At 44.7% G+C, this 20,289-nt stretch carries 19 protein-coding genes; 14 read left to right on the forward strand and 5 right to left on the reverse strand.

All coding sequences use genetic code 11. The features are described from left to right. Window positions 1-150 precede the first annotated feature (150 nt). The 7 genes from CR205_RS06255 (at window position 151) to CR205_RS06285 (ending at window position 9,722) form a co-directional block, all read left to right on the forward strand. Window positions 151-1,269 carry a CapA family protein gene (locus CR205_RS06255; protein ID WP_110518016.1) on the forward strand — a complete coding sequence of 373 codons (1,119 nt, stop codon included), beginning with the start codon at window positions 151-153 and terminating at the stop codon, window positions 1,267-1,269. Between the two features lie 153 nt (window positions 1,270-1,422). Then, window positions 1,423-1,827 carry a CoA-binding protein gene (locus tag CR205_RS06260; protein WP_110518019.1) on the forward strand — a complete coding sequence of 135 codons (405 nt, stop codon included), beginning with the start codon at window positions 1,423-1,425 and terminating at the stop codon, window positions 1,825-1,827. A 454-nt stretch (window positions 1,828-2,281) separates the two neighbouring features. Then, window positions 2,282-4,261 (forward strand): DNA topoisomerase IV subunit B, encoded by a 1,980-nt coding sequence (parE, locus tag CR205_RS06265; protein WP_110518021.1) that lies wholly within the window; start codon window positions 2,282-2,284, stop codon window positions 4,259-4,261. Further along, window positions 4,262-6,700, forward strand: coding sequence for a DNA topoisomerase IV subunit A (parC, locus tag CR205_RS06270; protein WP_110518023.1), 2,439 nt, complete (start codon window positions 4,262-4,264; stop codon window positions 6,698-6,700). It abuts the gene before it with no gap. 219 nt (window positions 6,701-6,919) lie between these two features. Further along, window positions 6,920-7,624 carry an ABC transporter ATP-binding protein gene (locus CR205_RS06275; protein ID WP_110518025.1) on the forward strand — a complete coding sequence of 235 codons (705 nt, stop codon included), beginning with the start codon at window positions 6,920-6,922 and terminating at the stop codon, window positions 7,622-7,624. Then, window positions 7,611-8,912, forward strand: coding sequence for an ABC transporter permease (locus CR205_RS06280; RefSeq protein WP_110518027.1), 1,302 nt, complete (start codon window positions 7,611-7,613; stop codon window positions 8,910-8,912). Before CR205_RS06275 ends, CR205_RS06280 begins: the two co-directional genes overlap by 14 nt. Before the next feature lie 270 nt (window positions 8,913-9,182). Further along, window positions 9,183-9,722, forward strand: coding sequence for a GNAT family N-acetyltransferase (locus CR205_RS06285; protein WP_236634709.1), 540 nt, complete (start codon window positions 9,183-9,185; stop codon window positions 9,720-9,722). Between the two features lie 345 nt (window positions 9,723-10,067). Here the strand turns inward: CR205_RS06285 and CR205_RS06290 are convergent, their stop codons facing one another. Beyond that, window positions 10,068-10,694, reverse strand: a complete 627-nt coding sequence (locus CR205_RS06290; RefSeq protein WP_110518032.1) for a fumarylacetoacetate hydrolase family protein — start codon at window positions 10,692-10,694, stop codon at window positions 10,068-10,070. Between the two features lie 89 nt (window positions 10,695-10,783). On the opposite strand from CR205_RS06290, the gene CR205_RS06295 reads away from it, so the two are divergent. After that, window positions 10,784-11,584: an SDR family NAD(P)-dependent oxidoreductase gene (locus tag CR205_RS06295; RefSeq protein WP_110518034.1), complete on the forward strand. Its 801-nt coding sequence runs from the start codon at window positions 10,784-10,786 to the stop codon at window positions 11,582-11,584. A gap of 243 nt (window positions 11,585-11,827) precedes the next feature. Here the strand turns inward: CR205_RS06295 and CR205_RS06300 are convergent, their stop codons facing one another. After that, window positions 11,828-12,589: a Cof-type HAD-IIB family hydrolase gene (locus CR205_RS06300; RefSeq protein WP_110518037.1), complete on the reverse strand. Its 762-nt coding sequence runs from the start codon at window positions 12,587-12,589 to the stop codon at window positions 11,828-11,830. A 166-nt stretch (window positions 12,590-12,755) separates the two neighbouring features. On the opposite strand from CR205_RS06300, the gene CR205_RS06305 reads away from it, so the two are divergent. Next, entirely contained in the window at window positions 12,756-13,499 is a 744-nt protein-coding gene (locus tag CR205_RS06305; protein ID WP_110518038.1) for a protein-glutamine gamma-glutamyltransferase, read from the forward strand. A 140-nt stretch (window positions 13,500-13,639) separates the two neighbouring features. Beyond that, window positions 13,640-13,894 (forward strand): hypothetical protein, encoded by a 255-nt coding sequence (locus tag CR205_RS06310; RefSeq protein ID WP_110518040.1) that lies wholly within the window; start codon window positions 13,640-13,642, stop codon window positions 13,892-13,894. A 6-nt stretch (window positions 13,895-13,900) separates the two neighbouring features. Here CR205_RS06310 and CR205_RS06315 read toward each other — a convergent pair whose 3' ends face one another. Beyond that, window positions 13,901-14,161: an HPr family phosphocarrier protein gene (locus CR205_RS06315; RefSeq protein ID WP_161524689.1), complete on the reverse strand. Its 261-nt coding sequence runs from the start codon at window positions 14,159-14,161 to the stop codon at window positions 13,901-13,903. 114 nt (window positions 14,162-14,275) lie between these two features. Here CR205_RS06315 and CR205_RS06320 point away from each other — a divergent pair, with 114 nt between their 5' ends. Next, window positions 14,276-14,665, forward strand: coding sequence for a kinase-associated lipoprotein B (locus tag CR205_RS06320; RefSeq protein ID WP_110518044.1), 390 nt, complete (start codon window positions 14,276-14,278; stop codon window positions 14,663-14,665). A 58-nt stretch (window positions 14,666-14,723) separates the two neighbouring features. Here CR205_RS06320 and CR205_RS06325 read toward each other — a convergent pair whose 3' ends face one another. Together CR205_RS06325 and CR205_RS06330 are read right to left on the reverse strand one after the other, a co-directional pair. Further along, window positions 14,724-15,785 (reverse strand): peptidoglycan-binding protein, encoded by a 1,062-nt coding sequence (locus CR205_RS06325; protein WP_110518046.1) that lies wholly within the window; start codon window positions 15,783-15,785, stop codon window positions 14,724-14,726. Window positions 15,786-16,049: 264 nt separating this feature from the next. Continuing rightward, window positions 16,050-16,382 (reverse strand): hypothetical protein, encoded by a 333-nt coding sequence (locus CR205_RS06330; RefSeq protein ID WP_110518048.1) that lies wholly within the window; start codon window positions 16,380-16,382, stop codon window positions 16,050-16,052. 100 nt (window positions 16,383-16,482) lie between these two features. Between CR205_RS06330 and CR205_RS06335 the strand changes: the two genes are divergently transcribed. Genes CR205_RS06335 through CR205_RS06345 form a run of 3 tightly spaced genes read left to right on the forward strand, consistent with a single transcriptional unit; the run spans window position 16,483 to window position 20,176 of the window. Next, on the forward strand, window positions 16,483-17,970 hold the full coding sequence (locus CR205_RS06335; RefSeq protein ID WP_110518050.1) for a spore germination protein: 1,488 nt from the start codon (window positions 16,483-16,485) through the stop codon (window positions 17,968-17,970). Window positions 17,971-17,994: 24 nt separating this feature from the next. Further along, window positions 17,995-19,095: a GerAB/ArcD/ProY family transporter gene (locus tag CR205_RS06340; RefSeq protein WP_110518052.1), complete on the forward strand. Its 1,101-nt coding sequence runs from the start codon at window positions 17,995-17,997 to the stop codon at window positions 19,093-19,095. Next, the gene (locus CR205_RS06345) at window positions 19,079-20,176 is read left to right on the forward strand and encodes a Ger(x)C family spore germination protein (protein ID WP_110518054.1); all 1,098 of its coding nucleotides are present in this window, start codon (window positions 19,079-19,081) and stop codon (window positions 20,174-20,176) included. Before CR205_RS06340 ends, CR205_RS06345 begins: the two co-directional genes overlap by 17 nt. The last annotated feature ends 113 nt before the right edge of the window (window positions 20,177-20,289 follow it).

Genomic DNA, 20,289 nt, shown 5'->3' on the forward strand with positions numbered 1-20,289 from the left:
CTCTTCTATTTTTTTGAAAAAAGTGACTGATGCGTGAGGTTAATTCTATTGATATGTAACGTAATTGTCATAAAACCGTTACAAAAAAGAAAGGAGTTTGATAGAATATGACTTGATTGATCGTAATTTACCACTTGAAAGGAACAGGATATGAAAAACGCTATAACCTTTTTTTCCGCTTTTGCTTTAGCAGCAGGCACTTTTTTCGGTCTTCAGGTTTCAGACAGCGAAAGTTCAGGCAATCACGTAACCTTTTATCAGACGCATACAGAGCGCAGCTTGTCTGATGTACATAGAGATATAAAAATAAACCGAGAAGCAACTGTTCTCGGTGCAGGCGACAGCCTGTTTTCCGTTATGAGCGACATAGAGGAATCTGACGATTGGGAGACGGGGTTTTACGAACATCATGAAGAGATCGAATCCGCGATCCGCAGTGCTGATGCAGCCGTTTCCGGGCTCGATACAGGGCTTGCGAATCAACTTCCGGATGTTTTTCTGGAACACGTGAGAAGCTTAGCTGAGGCTGGTTTCTCCATGTTCAGCCTTAGAGGAAGCAGTAGCCGTGACGCTCGGAGTGCCCTTGTGCATCTGGACAGCACAGGCGCTGCCTACTCAGGTATTTATGATACTAAAGACGGCAGCCACGCCTTCAGAAAAGAAATGATCAATGGCTTAACATTCGCTTTTCTGTCCTTTACCCATACAGACAACGAGGCTGAACCAGCCTCTTCAGGGGACAGCCTGTTGTTTTCCAGGATGGAAGACAGGGAGATGAAAGAGGCAATAAAAACGGCGCGGGACCAGAGTGATATTGTCGTGCTCAATCTTCATTTTCCACAAGAGCAGCAGCAGGATCCGGGGTCTTATCAGACAGCTGTTTCAACAATGGCAGCCGAAGCGGGTGCAGACATTATCTTCGGCCACAATCCGGACGCCCTGCAGCCTTTTGAATGGCTTCACACGAGCGATGGCAGAAAAGTATTTACAGCTTACTCTCTTGGAACAATCAGCGGATCGGGAACAGCGCAGAATCAGTCCATCAGCGGTCTGGCAGGTGTTACCGTAAAAGATATAGAGGCAGGGCCCGCCAGCTATATCATCGTGGATGATCCGGTATTTTATCCAGTATTTTTTGAGAAGACAGCTCAAGGTAACAACAGTGATATAATTACTGGAGATTTCGTGAACGGCAATAATGATCTTTTCAGTGAAGCAGAGGAGCACGTTGGGCGCTGGATGGATGATCTGCGTTCAGGATGGGACTGATGGGTGGATATTCCCTGCCCAGCACAATTAATATTTCACATACCGTATATAAATAGTGAAAAACCATTCAACAAAATATAAAGGCACATGTTTTAATAAGACCGATTGGTGAAATGATGATAGAAATACAAAAATTCATTCAGGAGTGATTTTATGAATCCGGATCGGGACGAAATCGGAAAGATTCTTAAAAAAGCAAAGAGAATCGCAGTGGTAGGACTATCAGATAATCCTGCCCGGACCTCTTATCAGGTATCAGAAGCGATGCAGCAGGCGGGCTATGAAATTGTACCTGTAAATCCAAACTGCAAAGAGACGCTCGGGCAAAAATCATACCGTTCCCTAAGCGAGATTGAAGGTAATGTGGATATTGTTAATGTGTTCAGAAGAAGTGAGCATCTTGTGGGCGTTGCAGAAGAAGCTTCGAAAATTGATGCCGACGTTTTCTGGACACAGCTGGGACTCGAAAGCGAGGAAGCATACCGCATAGCCAGTGAAGCAGGAATGACAGTTATTATGGACCGCTGTATAAAAGTGGAGCATGCGATCACAAAATAAACAAAAACGGGGATGTACCGGATCACTGTCGGGGTATTCGGGGCATCCTTTTTCATTTGCAGATATCTCGGACAGCTTACTGTTTTAAGGTAAATTTTGTTTGAAGGTAAGACGGCTCCTGAGGAAAACGTCTGCCTGCAACGTAATAAAACAACATTCATAATGTAAAAAGCGTGTTTACATAAATACAAAAGTCCCTGGCTGTTGTTGATTTGCATGGGACATCCTTATACTCGGAACAGTTTAGACGCCATTACCAGATAAATTTACGAAACTTCTTGATAAATCAAATCCGAATCGCTACATTTAACATAGTACAAAAGACGCTCTCCAAATTTTGGTCCTTCCGCTACAATAGACAAACGGAGAACGAGCGTTCTTATGTTATGATAGAAAGAACGGCCAGGCCGGAAGAAACAAAGAAACACTGGAACGGAAGAAAGGAGTAACAAGATTGACGCAGCAGCCCAGCTTTACCTACAACGATGACGCGATTCAGGTGCTTGAAGGTCTCGACGCTGTCAGAAAGCGTCCTGGTATGTATATCGGCAGTACCGATCACCGCGGACTCCATCACCTGGTATTTGAAATTGTGGATAATGCCGTTGACGAGGCTCTTGCTGGTCACGGCGATGAAATTAAAGTAACGATACATAAAGATGAAAGCATTACCGTTCAGGATGAGGGCCGTGGTATGCCGGTAGGGATGCACGCAACCGGCAAACCGACACCTGAAGTTATTTTTACTGTCCTCCATGCAGGGGGGAAATTCGGACAGGGAGGATACAAAACGAGCGGCGGTCTCCATGGCGTGGGGTCTTCTGTCGTAAATGCCTTGTCTGAATTTCTGGAAGTAACGATTTACAGAAACGGAAACGTTCACCGCCAGCGGTTTGAAAACGGAGGAAAACCTGCCACCACTCTTGAAAAAACCGGAACGACGAGAAAAACAGGGACGGTTGTCCATTTCAAGCCGGATCCGGCCATTTTCAGTACCATTCACTTTAACTATGAGACACTTGCTGAACGGCTACGTGAAGCAGCGTTCCTGATTAAAGGGATGCGGATTATTCTTAAAGATGAACGGACGACTGGTGAAACTCAGACAGATGTCTTTCAGTTTGAAACCGGGCTTGAAGCATTTGTAGAGTATCTGAATGAGGAAAAAGAAACGCTTCATCCTGTGGTTTCATTCACCGGCGAACATCAGGAAATTGAGGTTGATTTTGCGTTTCAATATAGTGATGCGTACACAGAGAACATGCTTTCTTTTGTAAACAACGTTCGCACCAAGGACGGAGGCACTCACGAGCTTGGTGCGAAAACCGCCGTTACTCGAAGCTTTAATGAGCATGCGCGGAAGATTCAGCTGCTCAAGGATAAAGATAAGAATCTTGACGGCAGTGACATCCGTGAAGGCTTCACAGCGATCGTGTCTATTCGTGTACCTGAGGAAAAACTCCAGTTTGAAGGACAGACGAAAGGCAAGCTTGGTACCACTGAAGCAAGGTCTGCAGTGGATTCCATCGTAAGTGAAAAGCTCAGCTTTTTCCTTGAGGAAAATCCTGAAATCAGCAGCACACTCATCCGTAAGGCAATTAAAGCAGCCCAGGCAAGAGAGGCTGCCCGAAAAGCCCGTGAGGACGCAAGAAGCGGAAAGAAGAATAAGCGAAAAGACGCTATGCTGAGCGGCAAGCTCACGCCTGCACAATCTAAAAACCGTGAAAAAAATGAATTGTATCTGGTCGAGGGTGACTCGGCAGGAGGCTCTGCCAAGCAGGGGCGTGACCGTAAATTTCAGGCGGTTCTGCCACTTCGGGGAAAAGTCATTAACACAGAAAAAGCAAAACTTGCGGATATTATGAAAAACGAAGAAATCCGAACAATCATCTATGCTATTGGCGGTGATGTAGGACCGGATTTTGATATCGACAATATTAACTATGACAAAATTGTGATCATGACAGATGCGGATACTGATGGTGCTCATATCCAGGTGCTGCTTCTGACGTTTTTTTACCGGTACATGCGGCCGCTGATTGAAGCTGGTAAAGTGTATATTGCCCTTCCTCCCCTTTACAAAGTGAGTAAAGGCAGCGGGAAGAAAGAAATATCCGAGTATGCCTGGGATGAAGAAGGTATGAAGGACGCTATTAAGAAAATTGGAAAAGGTTATACAATACAGCGCTACAAAGGTCTTGGTGAGATGGATGCCACCCAGTTATGGGAAACAACCATGAATCCCGATTCCCGTACGCTGATCCGGGTAAAAATCGATGATATTGCCCGTGCAGAACGGCGGGTTTCCACACTCATGGGCGATAAAGTTGAGCCGAGACGGAAATGGATTGAAAACAACGTGGCCTTCAGTCTTGAAGAGGAAACAAACATTCTTGACAGTGAAAACCTGATGGTCACAGAGGAGGAGTCATAAGTGGAACAGGAAAAGGACCGTTACCTGGATCTGCCTCTTGAGGACGTAATCGGAGACAGGTTCGGGCGCTACAGTAAATACATCATCCAGGACCGGGCACTACCCGATGCCCGGGACGGTTTGAAACCTGTACAGAGACGAATTCTGTATGCCATGCATCACGACAGAAATACAGCCGACAAGCCGTTTCGAAAATCGGCTAAAACTGTCGGTAATGTAATCGGGAACTATCACCCGCATGGAGATACATCAGTTTACGATGCAATGATCCGTCTCAGCCAGGACTGGAAAATGAGGCATCTGCTTGTGGGGATGCACGGTAACAACGGATCGATCGACGGTGATCCTCCTGCAGCGATGCGTTACACGGAGGCACGTCTGTCCAAAATTGCTTCAGAGATGCTTAAGGATATTGAGAAGGACACGGTTGAGTTCATGCCCAACTTTGATGACTCTGATTCTGAGCCTGTGGTCCTTCCATCCCGATTTCCTAACCTACTTGTGAACGGATCAACAGGGATTTCCAGCGGTTATGCAACGGACCTGCCTCCTCACAACCTCGGGGAGGTTATTAACGCTGCCATTATGCAGATGGAGAAGCCGGACTGTACTGTCGAAGACCTCATGGAATACATAAAGGGGCCGGACTTCCCGACCGGGGGCATCATTCAGGGTGAAGAAGGTCTGAAGAAAGCCTACAGCACAGGAAAAGGAAAAATTGTTGTCCGCGGGCGCACGGAAATTGAAACGATGCGCGGTGGACGGGACCAGATTGTGATTGATGAAATACCTTATGAAATCAACAAAGCCAATCTCGTTAAAAAAATGGATGAACTCCGATTGGACCGCAAAGTGGATGGCATTGCGGAAGTAAGGGATGAAACGGACAGAACGGGCCTTCGGATCGTCATTGAACTAAAAAAGGATGCCGACGCTAAAGGGATTCTTACGTTCCTGTTTAAAAATACGGATCTTCAGATCACGTATAACTTCAACATGGTGGCAATCTACAGAAAAACGCCCCAGCAGCTGGGCTTAAAACAGCTTCTGGATGCCTATATCCAGCATCAGAAGGAAGTTGTCACACGCCGCACGGAGTTTGATCTGAAGAAAGCGAGAGACCGACAGCATATTGTTGAAGGTCTTATCAAAGCGATCTCCATTCTTGACGATGTGATTGCAAAGATCCGCTCAAGTAAGGATAAAGCGGATGCAAAGCTGGGCATCCAGGAAACATTCGGTTTCACTGAACCACAGGCTGAAGCCATCGTTAACCTTCAGCTATACCGTCTTACCAATACCGATATCACCACGCTTCAGAAGGAAAGCGCAGAACTGATGAAGCAGATTGAAAAGCTCGCAGCCATTCTTTCAAGCGAAAAGAAACTGATTGGTGAAATAAAACGGGAGCTTCGGGCTATTCGAAAGGAATATGCAGAGGAACGGCGGACCGTGGTTGAAAAAGAGATTGAAGATCTTAAAGTGAATCTTGAAGTGGTTGTTCCTTCAGAAGACGTCATGGTGACGGTGACGAAAGAAGGCTATGTGAAACGATCAAGCCTGAGGTCTTATTCTTCTTCAAAAGGGGAACCGCCTGGTATGAAAGAAACGGACCGACTTATTGGTGAATTTGAGATTAATACAACAAATACACTGCTTCTGTTCACACGTCAGGGCTCTTATCTTTACATTCCTGTCCACCAGCTGCCGGACATTCGCTGGAAAGACAACGGCCAGCACGTGGCCAATATTGTGCAGATGGCAGCAGATGATGAAATCATAAAAGCGATTCCGATTCAATCATTCTCTGAAAAGCAGTATCTGCTGTTTGTGACACAAAACGGAATGGTTAAACGGACCGCTCTTTCCGACTATAAAGCCCAGCGCCACTCACGTGCGCTCATGGCCGTTAAGGTTAAAAAAGAAGACCGTCTGACTGATGTTCATGTTACTGATGGCAGGTCACAGCTGTTCTTTGCCACCTGGATGGGATATGGTCTGTGGTTTGATGAAGACGAAGTCAGCATTACCGGGCAGCGTACAGCGGGAGTAAAAGCGGTTAACCTTAAACCGGATGATTTTGTTGTAAGTGGTCTTACTTTCTCACAGCAACGTATACCATCTTTGTTTCTCATTACGCAGCGGGGAGCGTATAAGCGTATGAACCTCACTGCTTTTGATAAAACAACACGTGCGAAACGCGGGGTTGTGATGCTGAAAGAGCTAAAACGGCAGCCTCACCGCGTGATCCGTTTTTTTGCTCTTGAAGAGCCCTCCACCGTCTATATTCAAAGTAAAAAAGGTATAGTGGCTTCGGTTGATTCAAGAAAAGCGAGAGCCAGTGACCGTTATACGAATGGGTCATTTATCTTTGATACCACAGAAGTGGGTCCTGTAGTGGAAGCCTGGTACGAAAAAGCTTCTGACTTAGAAGATTAAAACAGATATCCCTGATAAATTCAATTCAGCAGCTGCACACGCATCAAGCCCGGAAGAGCCAATCTTCCGGGCTTTTTTTGATCAGAAAAAACATCTTTGGAAAATTGTGTTGACTTTGCACTGGGGAGTGTATATTATCTTAATTGTACTAGTTAGTGTAATACACTCATAACACAGCATACATTAATAAAGATATTAGAACAGAAAGGAAGTAAGATGATGATTAAAGCTGAGCACTTATATTACGCCTACGTAATCGGTAAAAAAGGAAAACAGACAGAGGTTCCTGTATTAAAAGATGTCAATTTTGAAATTGAGAAAGGAGAAGTAGTGGCTGTAGCAGGAAAAAGCGGTTCAGGAAAGTCCACATTGCTGAATCTTTTATCCGGATATATCCCGCCGGATTCCGGAATTATTACGATTAACGATAGAAACGTAACGGATCTCACTGAAAAAGAATGGGCTGCGTTCAGACTTGAGCATTTCGGATTTGTTTTTCAGAACTATGAATTGATTCCCAGTCTTACAGCCTTTGAAAATGTCGAGCTGCCGCTAATACTTAAGGGAATCGACATGGATCAGAGAAAGACGCGGGTTGCAGCTTTGCTTCATGAAACCGGCCTTGAAAATCACAGCACACATTATCCAAACGAACTGTCAGGCGGGCAGCAGCAGAGAGTATCGATCGCCCGTGCGCTGATTAATGAACCGGAAATCATTTTCGCTGATGAACCTACCGGCAGCCTGGATTCGGAAACAGAACAGGAAATCCTTAAACTGATCGACAGTCTGAACAAAGAAAAAAACATTACGTTTGTCATTATTACCCATGATGAGGAAGTAGCTTCCCGGGCTGACCGGAAATTAACGTTATTTGACGGCGTGTTAAAGCAGGGAAGGGGGACGTACAGTGAAGCTCAGTGATCAGATTCGATTCACCATCAGAAACATGAGGAAAAATAAACTGCGTATTTTCATGACCGTTCTTGCCACCACCATGGGCTCTGCCTTTTTAATTGTACTTGCTTCAGTAGGATTCGGGCTTCAGAACAGTTTGATTGAGGAAGCGTCCAGCCACCAGCCGCTCACTCAGATACAGCTCTGGGAAAAGCACGAAGATGGTGTACATCAGGAAATAGATGAACAGATGATCGAAGAAATAAAAGCAATGGAACATATTAAAACGGTCGTGCCGAGAAGTACTGTTTTTCAGATGGATGTATACCCCTCGATTTCACTTGGGGATTACCAATCCGGCGGAGATGTAATCGTAACGGACTTTGAAGCGGAAGAGGAATCGAATCTGTCCCTTTCCGATGGCCGATTTCCGGAATCCGAAAACGAAATACTAGCAGGGTACCATTTCAGTGATTCCCTGATTTCTCCGGAAACGGCAGAAGAACAGGCTGAACAGGATGATCCCTACGTATACGAAGCCGAAGGGGACTACACCGGTTCTGTGCTGGGTCAGGAAGTTACCATAAGCTTCGTGGACTGGGAAAGCGGGGATATAGTAGAAGAAGAAACGTTTACGATTGCTGGTATAACAGAAGCGCCGGCGAGAGACTGGAGCCGGGATGGCAATCTCTACGTGGCAGGTGAATTTCGGGAGCAGTTTATGGGGTTAACCGGCCAGGATCTCATGTACACAGATATAAATGCGCATGTTACTAGTGTTGAACACGTAGAGAACGTTACGAATGATTTAAAGGAGCAGGGGTACAGTGTCTATTCCATTTCCGAAGAACTGAGCAGTATGAATATGTTCTTTAACGCGTTGAAAGCCGGGCTCATTTTCGTTGGAACCATTGCCGTTCTAATTGCCTCTATTGGTATTTTTAATACGATGACAATGGCGGTTACAGAGCGGACCCATGAGATTGGCGTAATGAAAGCACTTGGGGCTGATCCGTCCAGTATCAGAAGAATGTTTCTGATGGAAAGCAGTGCAATCGGCTTCATGGGAGCGTTGTTTGGTGTCATGATTGCCTATATTGTCAGTATCGGTGCCAATCTTATTATCCCTTCAATATTGGCTTCAACTACAGGATCAGAAACAGAAACATTTAATATTACGTTCTCCGCTATTACACCGGAACTGGTGCTGACAGCCACTGCCATCAGCGTATCTGTAGCGATGATTTCAGGGTACCGGCCTGCATTAAGAGCAACTAAGGTAAATGTGCTGAGTGCCCTTCGGCGTGAAGCGTAATACTAAAGGCTATGGAAATATAGTAATTAAGTGATTTTACTAGTAAATAAGAAGGAAGGGGAGCGAACATACTGCTTAATAATGTTCAGTTCTCCTTCTTTTTACCCTGAATATTAACCGGTAATTTACATATAGGTTACAGTGTGATGACAAAGGGAACGAAAGACCTAAATTGTGATACATTTAATCTGAATACTATTCTGGAAAAGATTTGAGGTCTGAGTTATGCTCCAAACCATTATTCGAACCATAGAACAAGAAGATCTTCAAATGCTTAAGGCAGCTTTTTTGACACGAGGCATACACCGTAATTCGGATTATTTTGAGCAATGTCTGGAAGAAAACAGGTACGGAAGCCGCATTACGCTTTTGGCGTTTCACCGGAATGAGCTGGCGGGCTGCTGCCAGATGATCTGTGAATCGGACTACAGCAAATTTAACAGCCAGAGCATACCGGAAATAAATGATCTGATTGTTTTCCCTGAATTCAGGCGAAATGGAATAGCAACAGTAATGATGGATGAACTTGAAAGAATTGCAGCAAAGCATCATCACAAAGTCGGACTCGGAGTTGGACTTTATAAAGACTACAGTACAGCTATGTATCTTTATTTAAAACGGGGATATCTGCCGGATCAGGAAGGTCTGGTTTATAAGAATGAGCCAGCTGAACCAGGCACCAGCGTTCAGGTTGATGACGATTTGCTTTTATATTTCGTACTGCCGTTAAAAAACAATGAGGAGTATCACAAACAAAGAAATCATAATGATCTGATTGAATTGAATGAAACCAGCCGGGGCCGGGATTGATTATCATTCCGGCTTTTTTAATTTCGTCTCAAAATTACAAGTTTACTTAGGTTTAGATACAGATTCCAAGTTTCTGATTTAACTTCCGAGAATTTATATTATGTTAACTAGAGGAAGGTTAGAAAAGAGAAGTACTCCGCCCTCCTAAATCCGAAGGTTATGCTTACTGAGATATCTCTTTTCTTTAGAGCAACCTGATCATCCATTCTTAAAACATTTTAAATGACTCTTTACTACTATTGAATTTTGCTTAACGCACGAATACTAATTCATTCAAAGAATTTCTGCAATAAGTTCTTTTATCAGACTGGAACGCATGTTCTGGTTCTTGAGAATTGCGACTTATCATTTTAAATTTGTAACAAATCGCCCTTTTTCTTTTCCATCCCAGATCAGAATAAACTCATCACCGTCTTCGGTTTTTCCCACACCTTCTGGCGTTCCGGTAAAAATCAGATCCCCCTGATCCAGTCCGAAATTCTCATCACATTCCTTAATCAGTTCATGAAAATCAAAAATCATATTTTCGGCTTTTCCCTGCTGAACGGTTTCGTTGTTTTTCACGAGCGAAAATTCCGTGTTTCTGCATATGTCTGTTCCCGGATAGTCCCAGAAATCCGTTACAACAGCAGCATTTTTAAAGCCTTTCGCTCTTAGCCAAGGCTGGCCGTTCTGCTTAAGTTTCGTCTGTACCTCACGCAGTGTAAAATCAATGCCGAGCGCAATTTTACCGACCACATCCTCGACTTTAAATTCAGGGTCAGGTTTTTTATCAATATAAAGAACGATTTCTGTCTCAAAATGAATCTCACCTTTATCAGCAGGAAGTTCAATCGGGTTTCCGTCTGTTTTAACAAAGCTGTGAGTGGGTTTAGAGAATATGAGCGGCTCTTCGGGTACACGGTTGCCCATTTCTGCTGCGTGTTTCACGTAATTTAGTCCAATACAGTAGATATTTCTGATATGCGTCAATTTAAAACACTCCTTTTTGATTTTTGAATCTGTTTAAGGAAAAGGAATAAGGGAAATCCATTGATAGATTGAACTAAAGGAGGATGAATATGACAGTCTTTCACCCTGAAGCTCTCACTGGCAAACATATTCTGGTCACCGGTGCCACAGGCGGGATTGGACTGGAAACAGCAAAACTTGCTGCCGTTTCCGGTGCCCATGTAACCATTACAGGAAGAAATGAGGAAAAACTCGACCGGATCGAAAAAGAGATTGCTGAATTAAATCCTGTCGGAACCATCGCTTCTGTCCGATGTGATCTCACAATAGAACAGGACCGCCACGATTTAATCCGCAAAGCTGTTAAAACATCCGGTCCAATTACAGGCCTTGTAAATTCTGCAGGTACCGCAGGCGGTAATACGGTTAAGGATCTCTCTGAGGACGATGTGAGATCGATTATGGAACTGAACTTTACCTCCACCCTTCTTCTCACCCAGCTCGTTTACAGACAGATGATTGAACTGGATAAAGGTGCCATTGTAAACGTCTCCTCTTTATCTGGACTCAGAGGCACTTATGGCAACAGTGCCTACAGTGCATCGAAATTTGCTCTCACAGGCTTTACCCAGTCCTTTGCTGTAGAAGCCATTGAAGATAATATACGCGTAAACGCGGTTTGCCCTGGTTTTGTTAATACGGAAATGGCCCGCGGGGCATTTCAGAGGAAAGCTGACAGAAATGGCCGATCGTATGAGGAGGAGAAAAAAGCGATTGAGAAAGGCCTCCCTTCTGGACGGCTGACTGAACCGGAAGAAGTTGCCCGTACGATTCTGTTCCTCCTTACAGATGCAGCCGGAAACATAATCGGAGAATCAGTTAAAATATCCGGTGGAAGTGTGATGCGATAAAAAAAGCAGGATGATTGTGCACATTAAAGCGGCCGTAATGGCCGTTTTTTTTCGTACTGATGAAGACACGCCTCCCCCCTAACGGGCCCCCGCATCCGGCAGGTATCCATATCAAGAAAGCTAAATAATGCACAATAAGTCAGTTTAATGTACGAAATCTTTAATTTCTTTTTTTGTGATATTTTTTGAATAAATACGGTAGTTGAAATATTTAAACAGAAAGGATATAGATGCCTTTTCTTTTTATCCTTCCTGCTGCCCCGCCTTTATCGCAAGTTCTATGGCTTCGGCCACACCGTGTTCCAGATTTGTTGATGTCACGTAATCCGCCTGTTTTTTCACGTAATCCTGCGCATTCCCCATCGCTACACCAATCCCCGCCTCTTTAATCATAGCCAGATCATTCAGGCTGTCGCCGACCGCCATTACTTCGTTCATCGTAATTCCGAGCCGTTTACAGACTTTCTTAAGAGCATAGGCTTTATTAATACCGGCTGCATTAATTTCAAGGTTTGTCAGACTTGAATTTGTAATTTCAAGTTCTTTTTCGGCCGTCAGAAGAGATTTGATTTTTTCTCTTACCTCATCTTCCTTCACATCAAAGCCAAATTTCATCCATTCATGATCGTGAAGGTTTTCAGGAAGTTCTGCATTCCACACCTGATCAACAGAAGCAGCCCAGAAATGTGTGCCGTGCTCATCCGTTAAATCTCTCATCAGTTCAACGAACTTCACATCCAGAAGCTGCCGCTCCACCAGTTCACCTCGGGAGTGCCAGATTTCGCTTCCGTTTACCGTTATAAGATAAGATTTCAAGCCTAGTTCTTCTGCGTATTTTCCGGCAGTGAGCATCATTCTCCCCGTACTGAGCACAACGTCAATGCTGTGATCATGAGCACGCTGAATCGCCTCTGTATTTTCTTTTGAAACATCCATATTATTGCCTAAAAGCGTTCCGTCCATATCAAGAGCAATCAGTTTAATTGGTTTGTCTGGAAATGTCATGGTGTTCACCTGTCCTTTAATGAATGTCTAATCTGTTGATTTGCCTGATTAATTTATTTGTACCTCTCTACTCTACATGAACCGGGTAAAAAAATGAAATGTTTCACGCCTCACATACATAGTTATCAGCTATACCGGCTTTCCTGACGGAAGGAGCTGATGATACATGATCCGAATTAATCAGGAGAGGCTTCGAATTGATACGCTGAACATGAGCAGTCTGAGTCCCGAGCAGCAGCGTATTCTCAGACTGATGGACGGGTACCGTGAAGTATTTGACTATGCTTCACTCCATGAGCTGTTTTTTGAGTTGTATCTGCGAGTGCATATTTTGAGAGCATCCTACCTGCTGAACGAAAGCGGTGCTTCATTTGCCACATTTACCACTTCTTTTTGTAATGACTATCTCTGGTACAGGACAGGACGCGGCGGTTTTTATTTGAGGCCCGGTGTTCCGACTCACATTGGTCTGAATGATATTTTCACGAACGGTTCCCTCTATGCGTTTGAATGTGCAGTGGCAATCGTGATCGTATTCTACAAAGCGGTACTCGATGCGCTCGGCCCGTCGGTATTTAACCGGCTTTTTCCTCACATGTATCTGTTCTCATGGGAGGCGGATAGTTCTCTAGGCATGCATGCTCACGTGAGTTCAGATTATATTCCGGGTGACTGTGTGTACTTTGAAAACCCTGATTTTAATCGTGCCACTCCTGAATGGCGCGGGGAGAATGCCATCCTGATGAACGTGGATCTTTATTTTGGCCACGGAATCGGCATTGTCGATTCAAAAACGATTATAGGGTTTCTAAACGACAAACGAATGCCGAATGCACGCCGATCCGCATTTCTGAACAACTTTATTGTCCGCCCCAATTTCCGTTACTTAAGCCAGTTTTACAGACCGTAATATCAGAGTGAACGAGTCATCACGGATAGGAACATACAAAAACCGGCACACATGTACCGGTTTTTTGTCCTGCAAACTGTTATCGATGTTCGAACATTTATGCTATAGTAGATAGAAAATAATCACTGGAGGGATTGCCTGTGTTTACTGTTGGAGATCTTGTTTATGTGAACAAGCAGGGACGAAGCAATTATGCAGGAAAAGGAACCGTAACAGCCATCTGCAATACCATTCCTGAAATTCATGAGTATTTTCAGGACTCTCATCCGTTCTACGACACATATGTGTCCTGGATAAAAAGTGAAAAATCTGTTTACGTTGTGGAATTGGAAAGCAATATCGGCAAAGCGGGTTTTCTGGAAAATGAACTGGCCTACGAACTGATTAACTCGTAAAATCTGTTATGTTTTGGTGTTTTCAATCTGTTTTGTGAGGGCCCGGACTGCTTCTTCTGCGTCCAGCCCTTCCGCTTTTATGGAAAATACCTGACCGGACGCAGCGGTAAAAAAAAGATTCATGACACCAAGAACGCTTTTTAAATTATAGCTGATACCCTTGTTAACAATATAGATGTCACTGTCAAACCGGCTTGTGGTCTGTATTATGGCAAGAATTTTCTGGACAGAGAAATGACGATCTTTTCTGAACGAGCAAGTGATCACTATCGAATTCCCCCTTTTACAGAAAAGTTCTCTAACTAATCCTAACCGACCGCAGCCGGAACTGGTATTTTGTTGTCAGAAAAGGTTACACACTTTATTTCATGGAGGTCCCCAATGACTGCAGCAGATCTTGAAGTCGGCACCGTTGTGACCGGTGTTTATAAAACCGGGAAGTATATCGGTGAAGTAACCGATATTAAAAAAGATAGATACGTTGTCCAGGTGAAGGCGGTGTTAAAGCACCCCCGGCAGGGCGATCTTCACAATCCCGGTCAGACTGATGTGCCCCTGTTTCACGAACGCCGTGCGCTTGGTGAACGGGAAAAAACGAATGTACCGAAAGCGATGGTCAAACGTTTTGACGGCACAGTACCTGATTACCGCACATCACTGAAAGAAGCTGTAGAGAATGAAAAAGCCGCGCTCAAAGAAGACACGAGTGACTGGGCAAAAAAAGCATATGAGAAGATGGAGACGTTGGAACAGGATTACTTCTCCTGTTAGACGGAACACCCGCCGGAAACTGCATTCCGGCGGGTGTTCTCATGTTTTTATTTTACGGTCAGTCCAGCACTGTAATGACCAAATTTCTTCTTCCAAAGGCCAGTGCATCGCTTCTTTCAGGCATAAAGATATCAATCCGGTTACCGTTAATCGCACCGCCGGTATCAGCAGCAAGGTATGTGCCGTATCCTTCTACATGCACTGTTGAACCGAGCGGGATGACGGATGGGTCTACGGCAATCACTTTCTTATCCGGATTACTGCGGAGATCGAGACCGGTAAAGGTAATTCCCGAACAGCCGTTGCAGGATGCTGTGTAGGCTGTAGCTTCCACTGTAAACGTTCTGCCATCAGGCTCATCTGATGAGGCACTTCGTGAAACGGTTTCAGAGCTGCTTTCTGACGCTGTTGCGGAGGATTCACTGGCAGCATTCTCATCCTGATCGGATGCCGATGATGTACTTTCCTCTGAACTGCTGCTTTGGGATTCAGTGTCAGCATGCGAAGTCTCGGAAGTACTTTCGGAAGATTGTGAATTTTGATCCGGTCCATTTTCAGCCGGGTCTGAGCTGCTCGTCTGTTCAGAAGCAGAAGCGACTACCGTCTTTCCTCCACTCACTGCCTGATGAAGTTTTCCATAAGTCTGAGGGCCTGCAAGCCCGTCCACAAAAATGTTTTCAGACTTCTGAAATTCTTTTACCGATCGGTGTGTAATCGGTCCAAATACGCCATCGAGCTTTCCATTATAGAATCCAAGGTCCTGAAGATCTCCCTGGAGGGAGTATACAGCTTCTCCCCTGTCCCCCTGACGGAGCATCTGAAGGGCACCAAGGGTCTGCGGTCCTGCAACCCCGTCAACCAGAATCGAAGCGCTCTGCTGAAAGCTTCTCACGGCTTCCGCTGTCCTTTGATCATAAACGCCAGTGATTTCTTCTATGTACCCCCGTTCATTAAGCAGCTCCTGAAGCTGCGTTACCTCCTGATTTTCCATTCCGCTTCTGAGTACGTTATCCCCCATCACATTTGACGCTTCTGACTGCTGGGCCCCGATCAGGAAAAATAGTGCAAATGCGGTCAGAAATGCAGTCAGACTCCCTGTCCTCAGTCTGTTTTCGTTCATGGCAATCGCCTCCTAAAAGGATATGCCATAACGATATAATAATTTTTGGGATAATAGAATCCAAATACCATTAGTTTAAAGAAACTGAAATACAACTGTAATCCCAGTGTGAAAAGGGTCAAGACTTTCTTTCATCCTCGACTGTTACTGTCAGGAAACGCCAAAATAAAACTTTCCCGAAAAAGTTTTATGGTTCAAATGAAGAAACCTGCTGTAAAACATCAAAACCTCCCGGAAAATAAGGGAGGTTCGTGTGTTATTTTGTCATTCCTCTTCTAAAGCATGGATTTCCTCAATTGCTTTTCGCGTCGGCGGTGTACCAAGTTCATACATCTTTTGAAAAATCGCATTAAGTTCTTCCCGGTATTCCATGCGGTCATGGTCGGCAGACTGGTCGTCAAAATGGCGAAAACTCAACAAATTTCGTTCATCAGAGTCATGAGCCTGCGCAATGGTCAGCATATCCTGTAATTCAGTGATCTCTTCTTCGTCTGCTTCGACTTCATACTGATATCCCGCTGAACCATCTTCGATTTTTACATCGCTGATAAAGTCCATACTGATTGGGTTGAGTTGAATATAATACTTCTTTTTCACCGTGATTCCTCCTTTTTTTCAGCTTCACTCCTCCGCATATTTTCTGCCGTTTTCCCGAATAATACCCATAATCGAATGAAAAAGTCCGGAGTGAAATAACATGCCCTCCTCCAGAAAAGCGCAGCAACAGGAACCTTGTGACCTTGGAGCCCTCATAGACAACTTGCACCTTTCTGATGATTTTTTAATTACCTCCTGTAAATCCGGCAGCGGATCGGTGAGTCTGATCTACTTTAAAACCCTTATCGATCTGACTATATTAAAAAAGCATCTTCTCGACGGATTAATTAACGATGCGAAATCCGCTTCCCTGAAAGAAATTCAGGACACCTTGCCATTTGTTCAGTCAAGTATTGAAACAGACTTAAAGAAAATCGAAAAGAAACTTCTTAAAGGATATGCCGGGATCATTGAAAGTAGGAAAAGCGGAGAAGTCCTCCTCGTCCCGATGGAAGAAGAAAACCTTCGAAGCATATCCGTACCTGAAGTAGAGTTCAGTGTGATCGGTCCGAAGCAGGCCTTCATTGAAGATCTGAGAACCAATATTCAGCTCGTAAGAGGACGGCTGCCGTCACGTGATTTAAGAATTACCTATGTGGAAGTAGGCAGCCTCACGAAAACAACGACAGCTGTGCTGTATCTGGACGCCATTGCTGATAAAGAAAACGTGAATACGATGCTGCAGCGGATCCGGGATATTGAATTCGACCACATTGAAGACAGTTCGTACATTAATCAGATGATTGAGGACAATACCATGTCCCCTTTTCCCCAGTTCATCGATACGGAGAGGCCGGACCGGGTGTCCTCTGCGCTTGCTGAGGGGAAGGTTGCGGTTTTCGTTGACGGTTCACCTACTGCGATAACAGGGCCGACTACATTCATTGAGTTTTTCTCAGCATTTGATGATTACTTTTCCAGCTGGCATATTTCATCTATATTCCGCATGATCAGGCTGATGGCTGTTGCCTTTTCCATTTTTGCTACGGCCATATATGTGGCTGTTTTAACCTACCATTCTGCTCTTGTACCGCGGGATCTGCTTGCCACCCTGATTCAGTCTAGGGAAACTGTCCCGTTTCCACCGATTGTAGAGGCTCTTTTTCTGGAGCTTGCGATTGAACTGTTAAGAGAAGCAGGCGCAAGACTGCCGACAAAAGTCGGACAGACGATCGGTATTGTTGGAGGAATCGTGATCGGGACAGCAGCGGTTGAAGCAGGACTCACAAGTAACATCCTAGTAATTATCGTAGCGCTCTCCGCCCTCGCATCATTTACGACACCTATATACAGAATCGGCAATACGATTAGGCTTCTGCGATTCCCATTTATGCTCGCAGCGCAGCTGTGGGGCCTCATTGGGGTTGCAGCCGTCTTCGGGTTCCTACTGGTTCACCTGCTTGGGCTTACTTCGATGGGCAGGCCCTACCTTGAGCCGCTTTACCCGCCGCGCCTGGCTGATTTTAAGGACAGTGTAATCCGACTGCCTTTCAATATGCAGACAACCAGACCGGATCTTCTGCGGCCGGGAAAAAAAGAACGGTTCAGGAAACAGAAAGTGAAACAGAAAAAAGATATCGATGACTGACCATACTAGAAAGGAGAGACTGTTATGTCAACGCCAGTGCCAAAAAGAAATCAGGTCTCTCCCTTTCTCGTTTTCTTTCTCGTGAATGCCATGCAGATCGGCGTCGGCGTGCTTGGCTTTCCAACTTATGTTGCTTCCGAACTTGGAGCAGACGGCTGGATTGCAGTGATCCTGTCAGGCATCATCATTACCGTAACTATTTTCCTCATCTTTTCAATCCTTAAAAAAGGAGGCGGTGACATTCTGCAGATTCACTGCCGCCTTTTCGGAAAAGTGATTGGTAATGCCCTTACCTTTCTCCTGATTGTGTACCTGTTAGGTATTGTGCTTGTGATCCTCAGAACATTTATTGAAGTCATTCAGGTATGGATTTTCCCGGATCTGGAAACGTGGGCTCCGAGTGCCGTCTATCTGCTCCTGGCTTACTATGCTGTTGTGACCGGGTTCAGAGCGGTAACAGGTGTGTGTTTCTTCGGGGTGATTCTCTCACTGTTTACGTACTTCAGCCTGATTGGCCCTATTGAATTTTTTAAATTTCGCAACATTCTGCCGCTCGTCACGCACGGCCCGCAGGAGTTCCTGGCGGGAATCAAGACGATGACACTGAGTTACCTCGGCATCGGCATGATTTTTTTTCTGTATCCGTTTATCAGCCGACCTCATAAAGCCGTCTCCTGGGCGATTGGCGCAAACGTGCTGACGATTTTTATGTATTTGTTCGTAGCATTTGCGGCCCTTTTTTATTTCAGTCCAGCACAGCTGGAAAAAACAATCTGGCCTCTACTGACGATGTGGCAGATTATCCAACTGCCATTTGTTGAGCGTTTTGAGTTTCTTGCAATCCCTGTCTGGGGTCTTGTTGTTCTCCCCAACATCTGCCTTGGTTTATGGACGACGAGCAGAGGATTAAGGCTTTTATTTAAAGTCCGTCAGCACCAGGTACTCATTCTTCTCTGCCTTATGATATTCTGTTCGAGCGTGGTTCTTGAAACCCGGGAGCAGATTGAGCAGCTGAATACGATTGTCTCGGAAATTGGATTTTACTTCGCCATCGTCTATGTGCCTTTACTCTGGATGATGCAGTTCATTCGAAAAGGAGGGCAGTCCCATGATCAATCCGTTTAGACAGCTTATTATCCTGCTCCTCCCTTTCTTATGTACCGCGTGTGTACCGACAGAGGTCGTTGACGATCTGCAGTTCATTCATGCTGCAGGCTTTGATTACATTGAGGACAGTGATCTGGTAAGAGCAACTGTGAGTGTGCCGATCTATGGTTTTGGCCAGGAGCAGGAATCGGCATCTTTCGAAAGCGAAACGATTACAGCAGAAGGCCGTACGGCCAAACAAATTCGGGCGAGAATGAACAGTAAATCGCCAAAAGTACTTGAGAATAGCAAAATTGAAGCCGTCATTTATAACGAAAAGATCGCTGAACAAGGGCTTTATGAATACGTCGATACGTATGACCGGGATCCTAAAGTCGGTCAGCGGGTCTATCTGGCAGTCTACGCTGGATCTACTCAGGAACTACTCGAAAAAAAACTTCCGATCGAAAGTGAAATTTCCCGCTACATAGCTGATGTCATTGAGCAGAATGTCGAACATACCGACATTCCGAACACAAACATGCACATCTTTACCTACCGGTATTTTCAGGAAGGCATGGATCCATTCCTTCCCTATCTCCGGATGGACGGTGATCAAATACAGATTAAAGGAATGGCCGTGTTTAAGGATGACGTTATGAAAGGGTATATCAATATCGAAGACACCTTTATTATGAAGATGCTTGTGGAGTCTCTCAGTGAAGGCACTTATGAGGTTGATGTGGATGGTGAAAATTTTGCCACTCTGCAAAACCTGAATGCAAAAACCAGATATTCGGTGAAAAATCATACACTCTCTCCTCCTGAGATAACTGCTGATATAGTTGTTACAGGATATATAAATGAATATTCTGGAGATACGCTGAATGATAACGTGCTTAAGGAAATTGATGTAAAAATGAAAGAGCAGATCAAAAACGATGCGGAAAATCTGATTACCCGTTTTCAGGAAATGGGAGTAGATCCTACCGGACTCGGATTTCAGGTTAAAACGCGAACGAGAAACTGGAACCAAGCGGAATGGCTGGAACAATATCCGGATGTTAAAGTGAATGTTAACGTGACTTCAAAAATAACCCATGCAGGTGTAGTGGAATAAAGACAGAGGCTGGGACAAAAGAATAATTTTCAGAAGGAAATCCGAACAAAAAGCTGAGCGATATATCTGCCCAGTTTGATGATTGTTCGGATTTTTGTCTATAAAGTTACTTC

Source organism: Alteribacter lacisalsi, assembly GCF_003226345.1.
In the GTDB taxonomy this organism is placed as follows: domain Bacteria; phylum Bacillota; class Bacilli; order Bacillales; family Salisediminibacteriaceae; genus Alteribacter; species Alteribacter lacisalsi.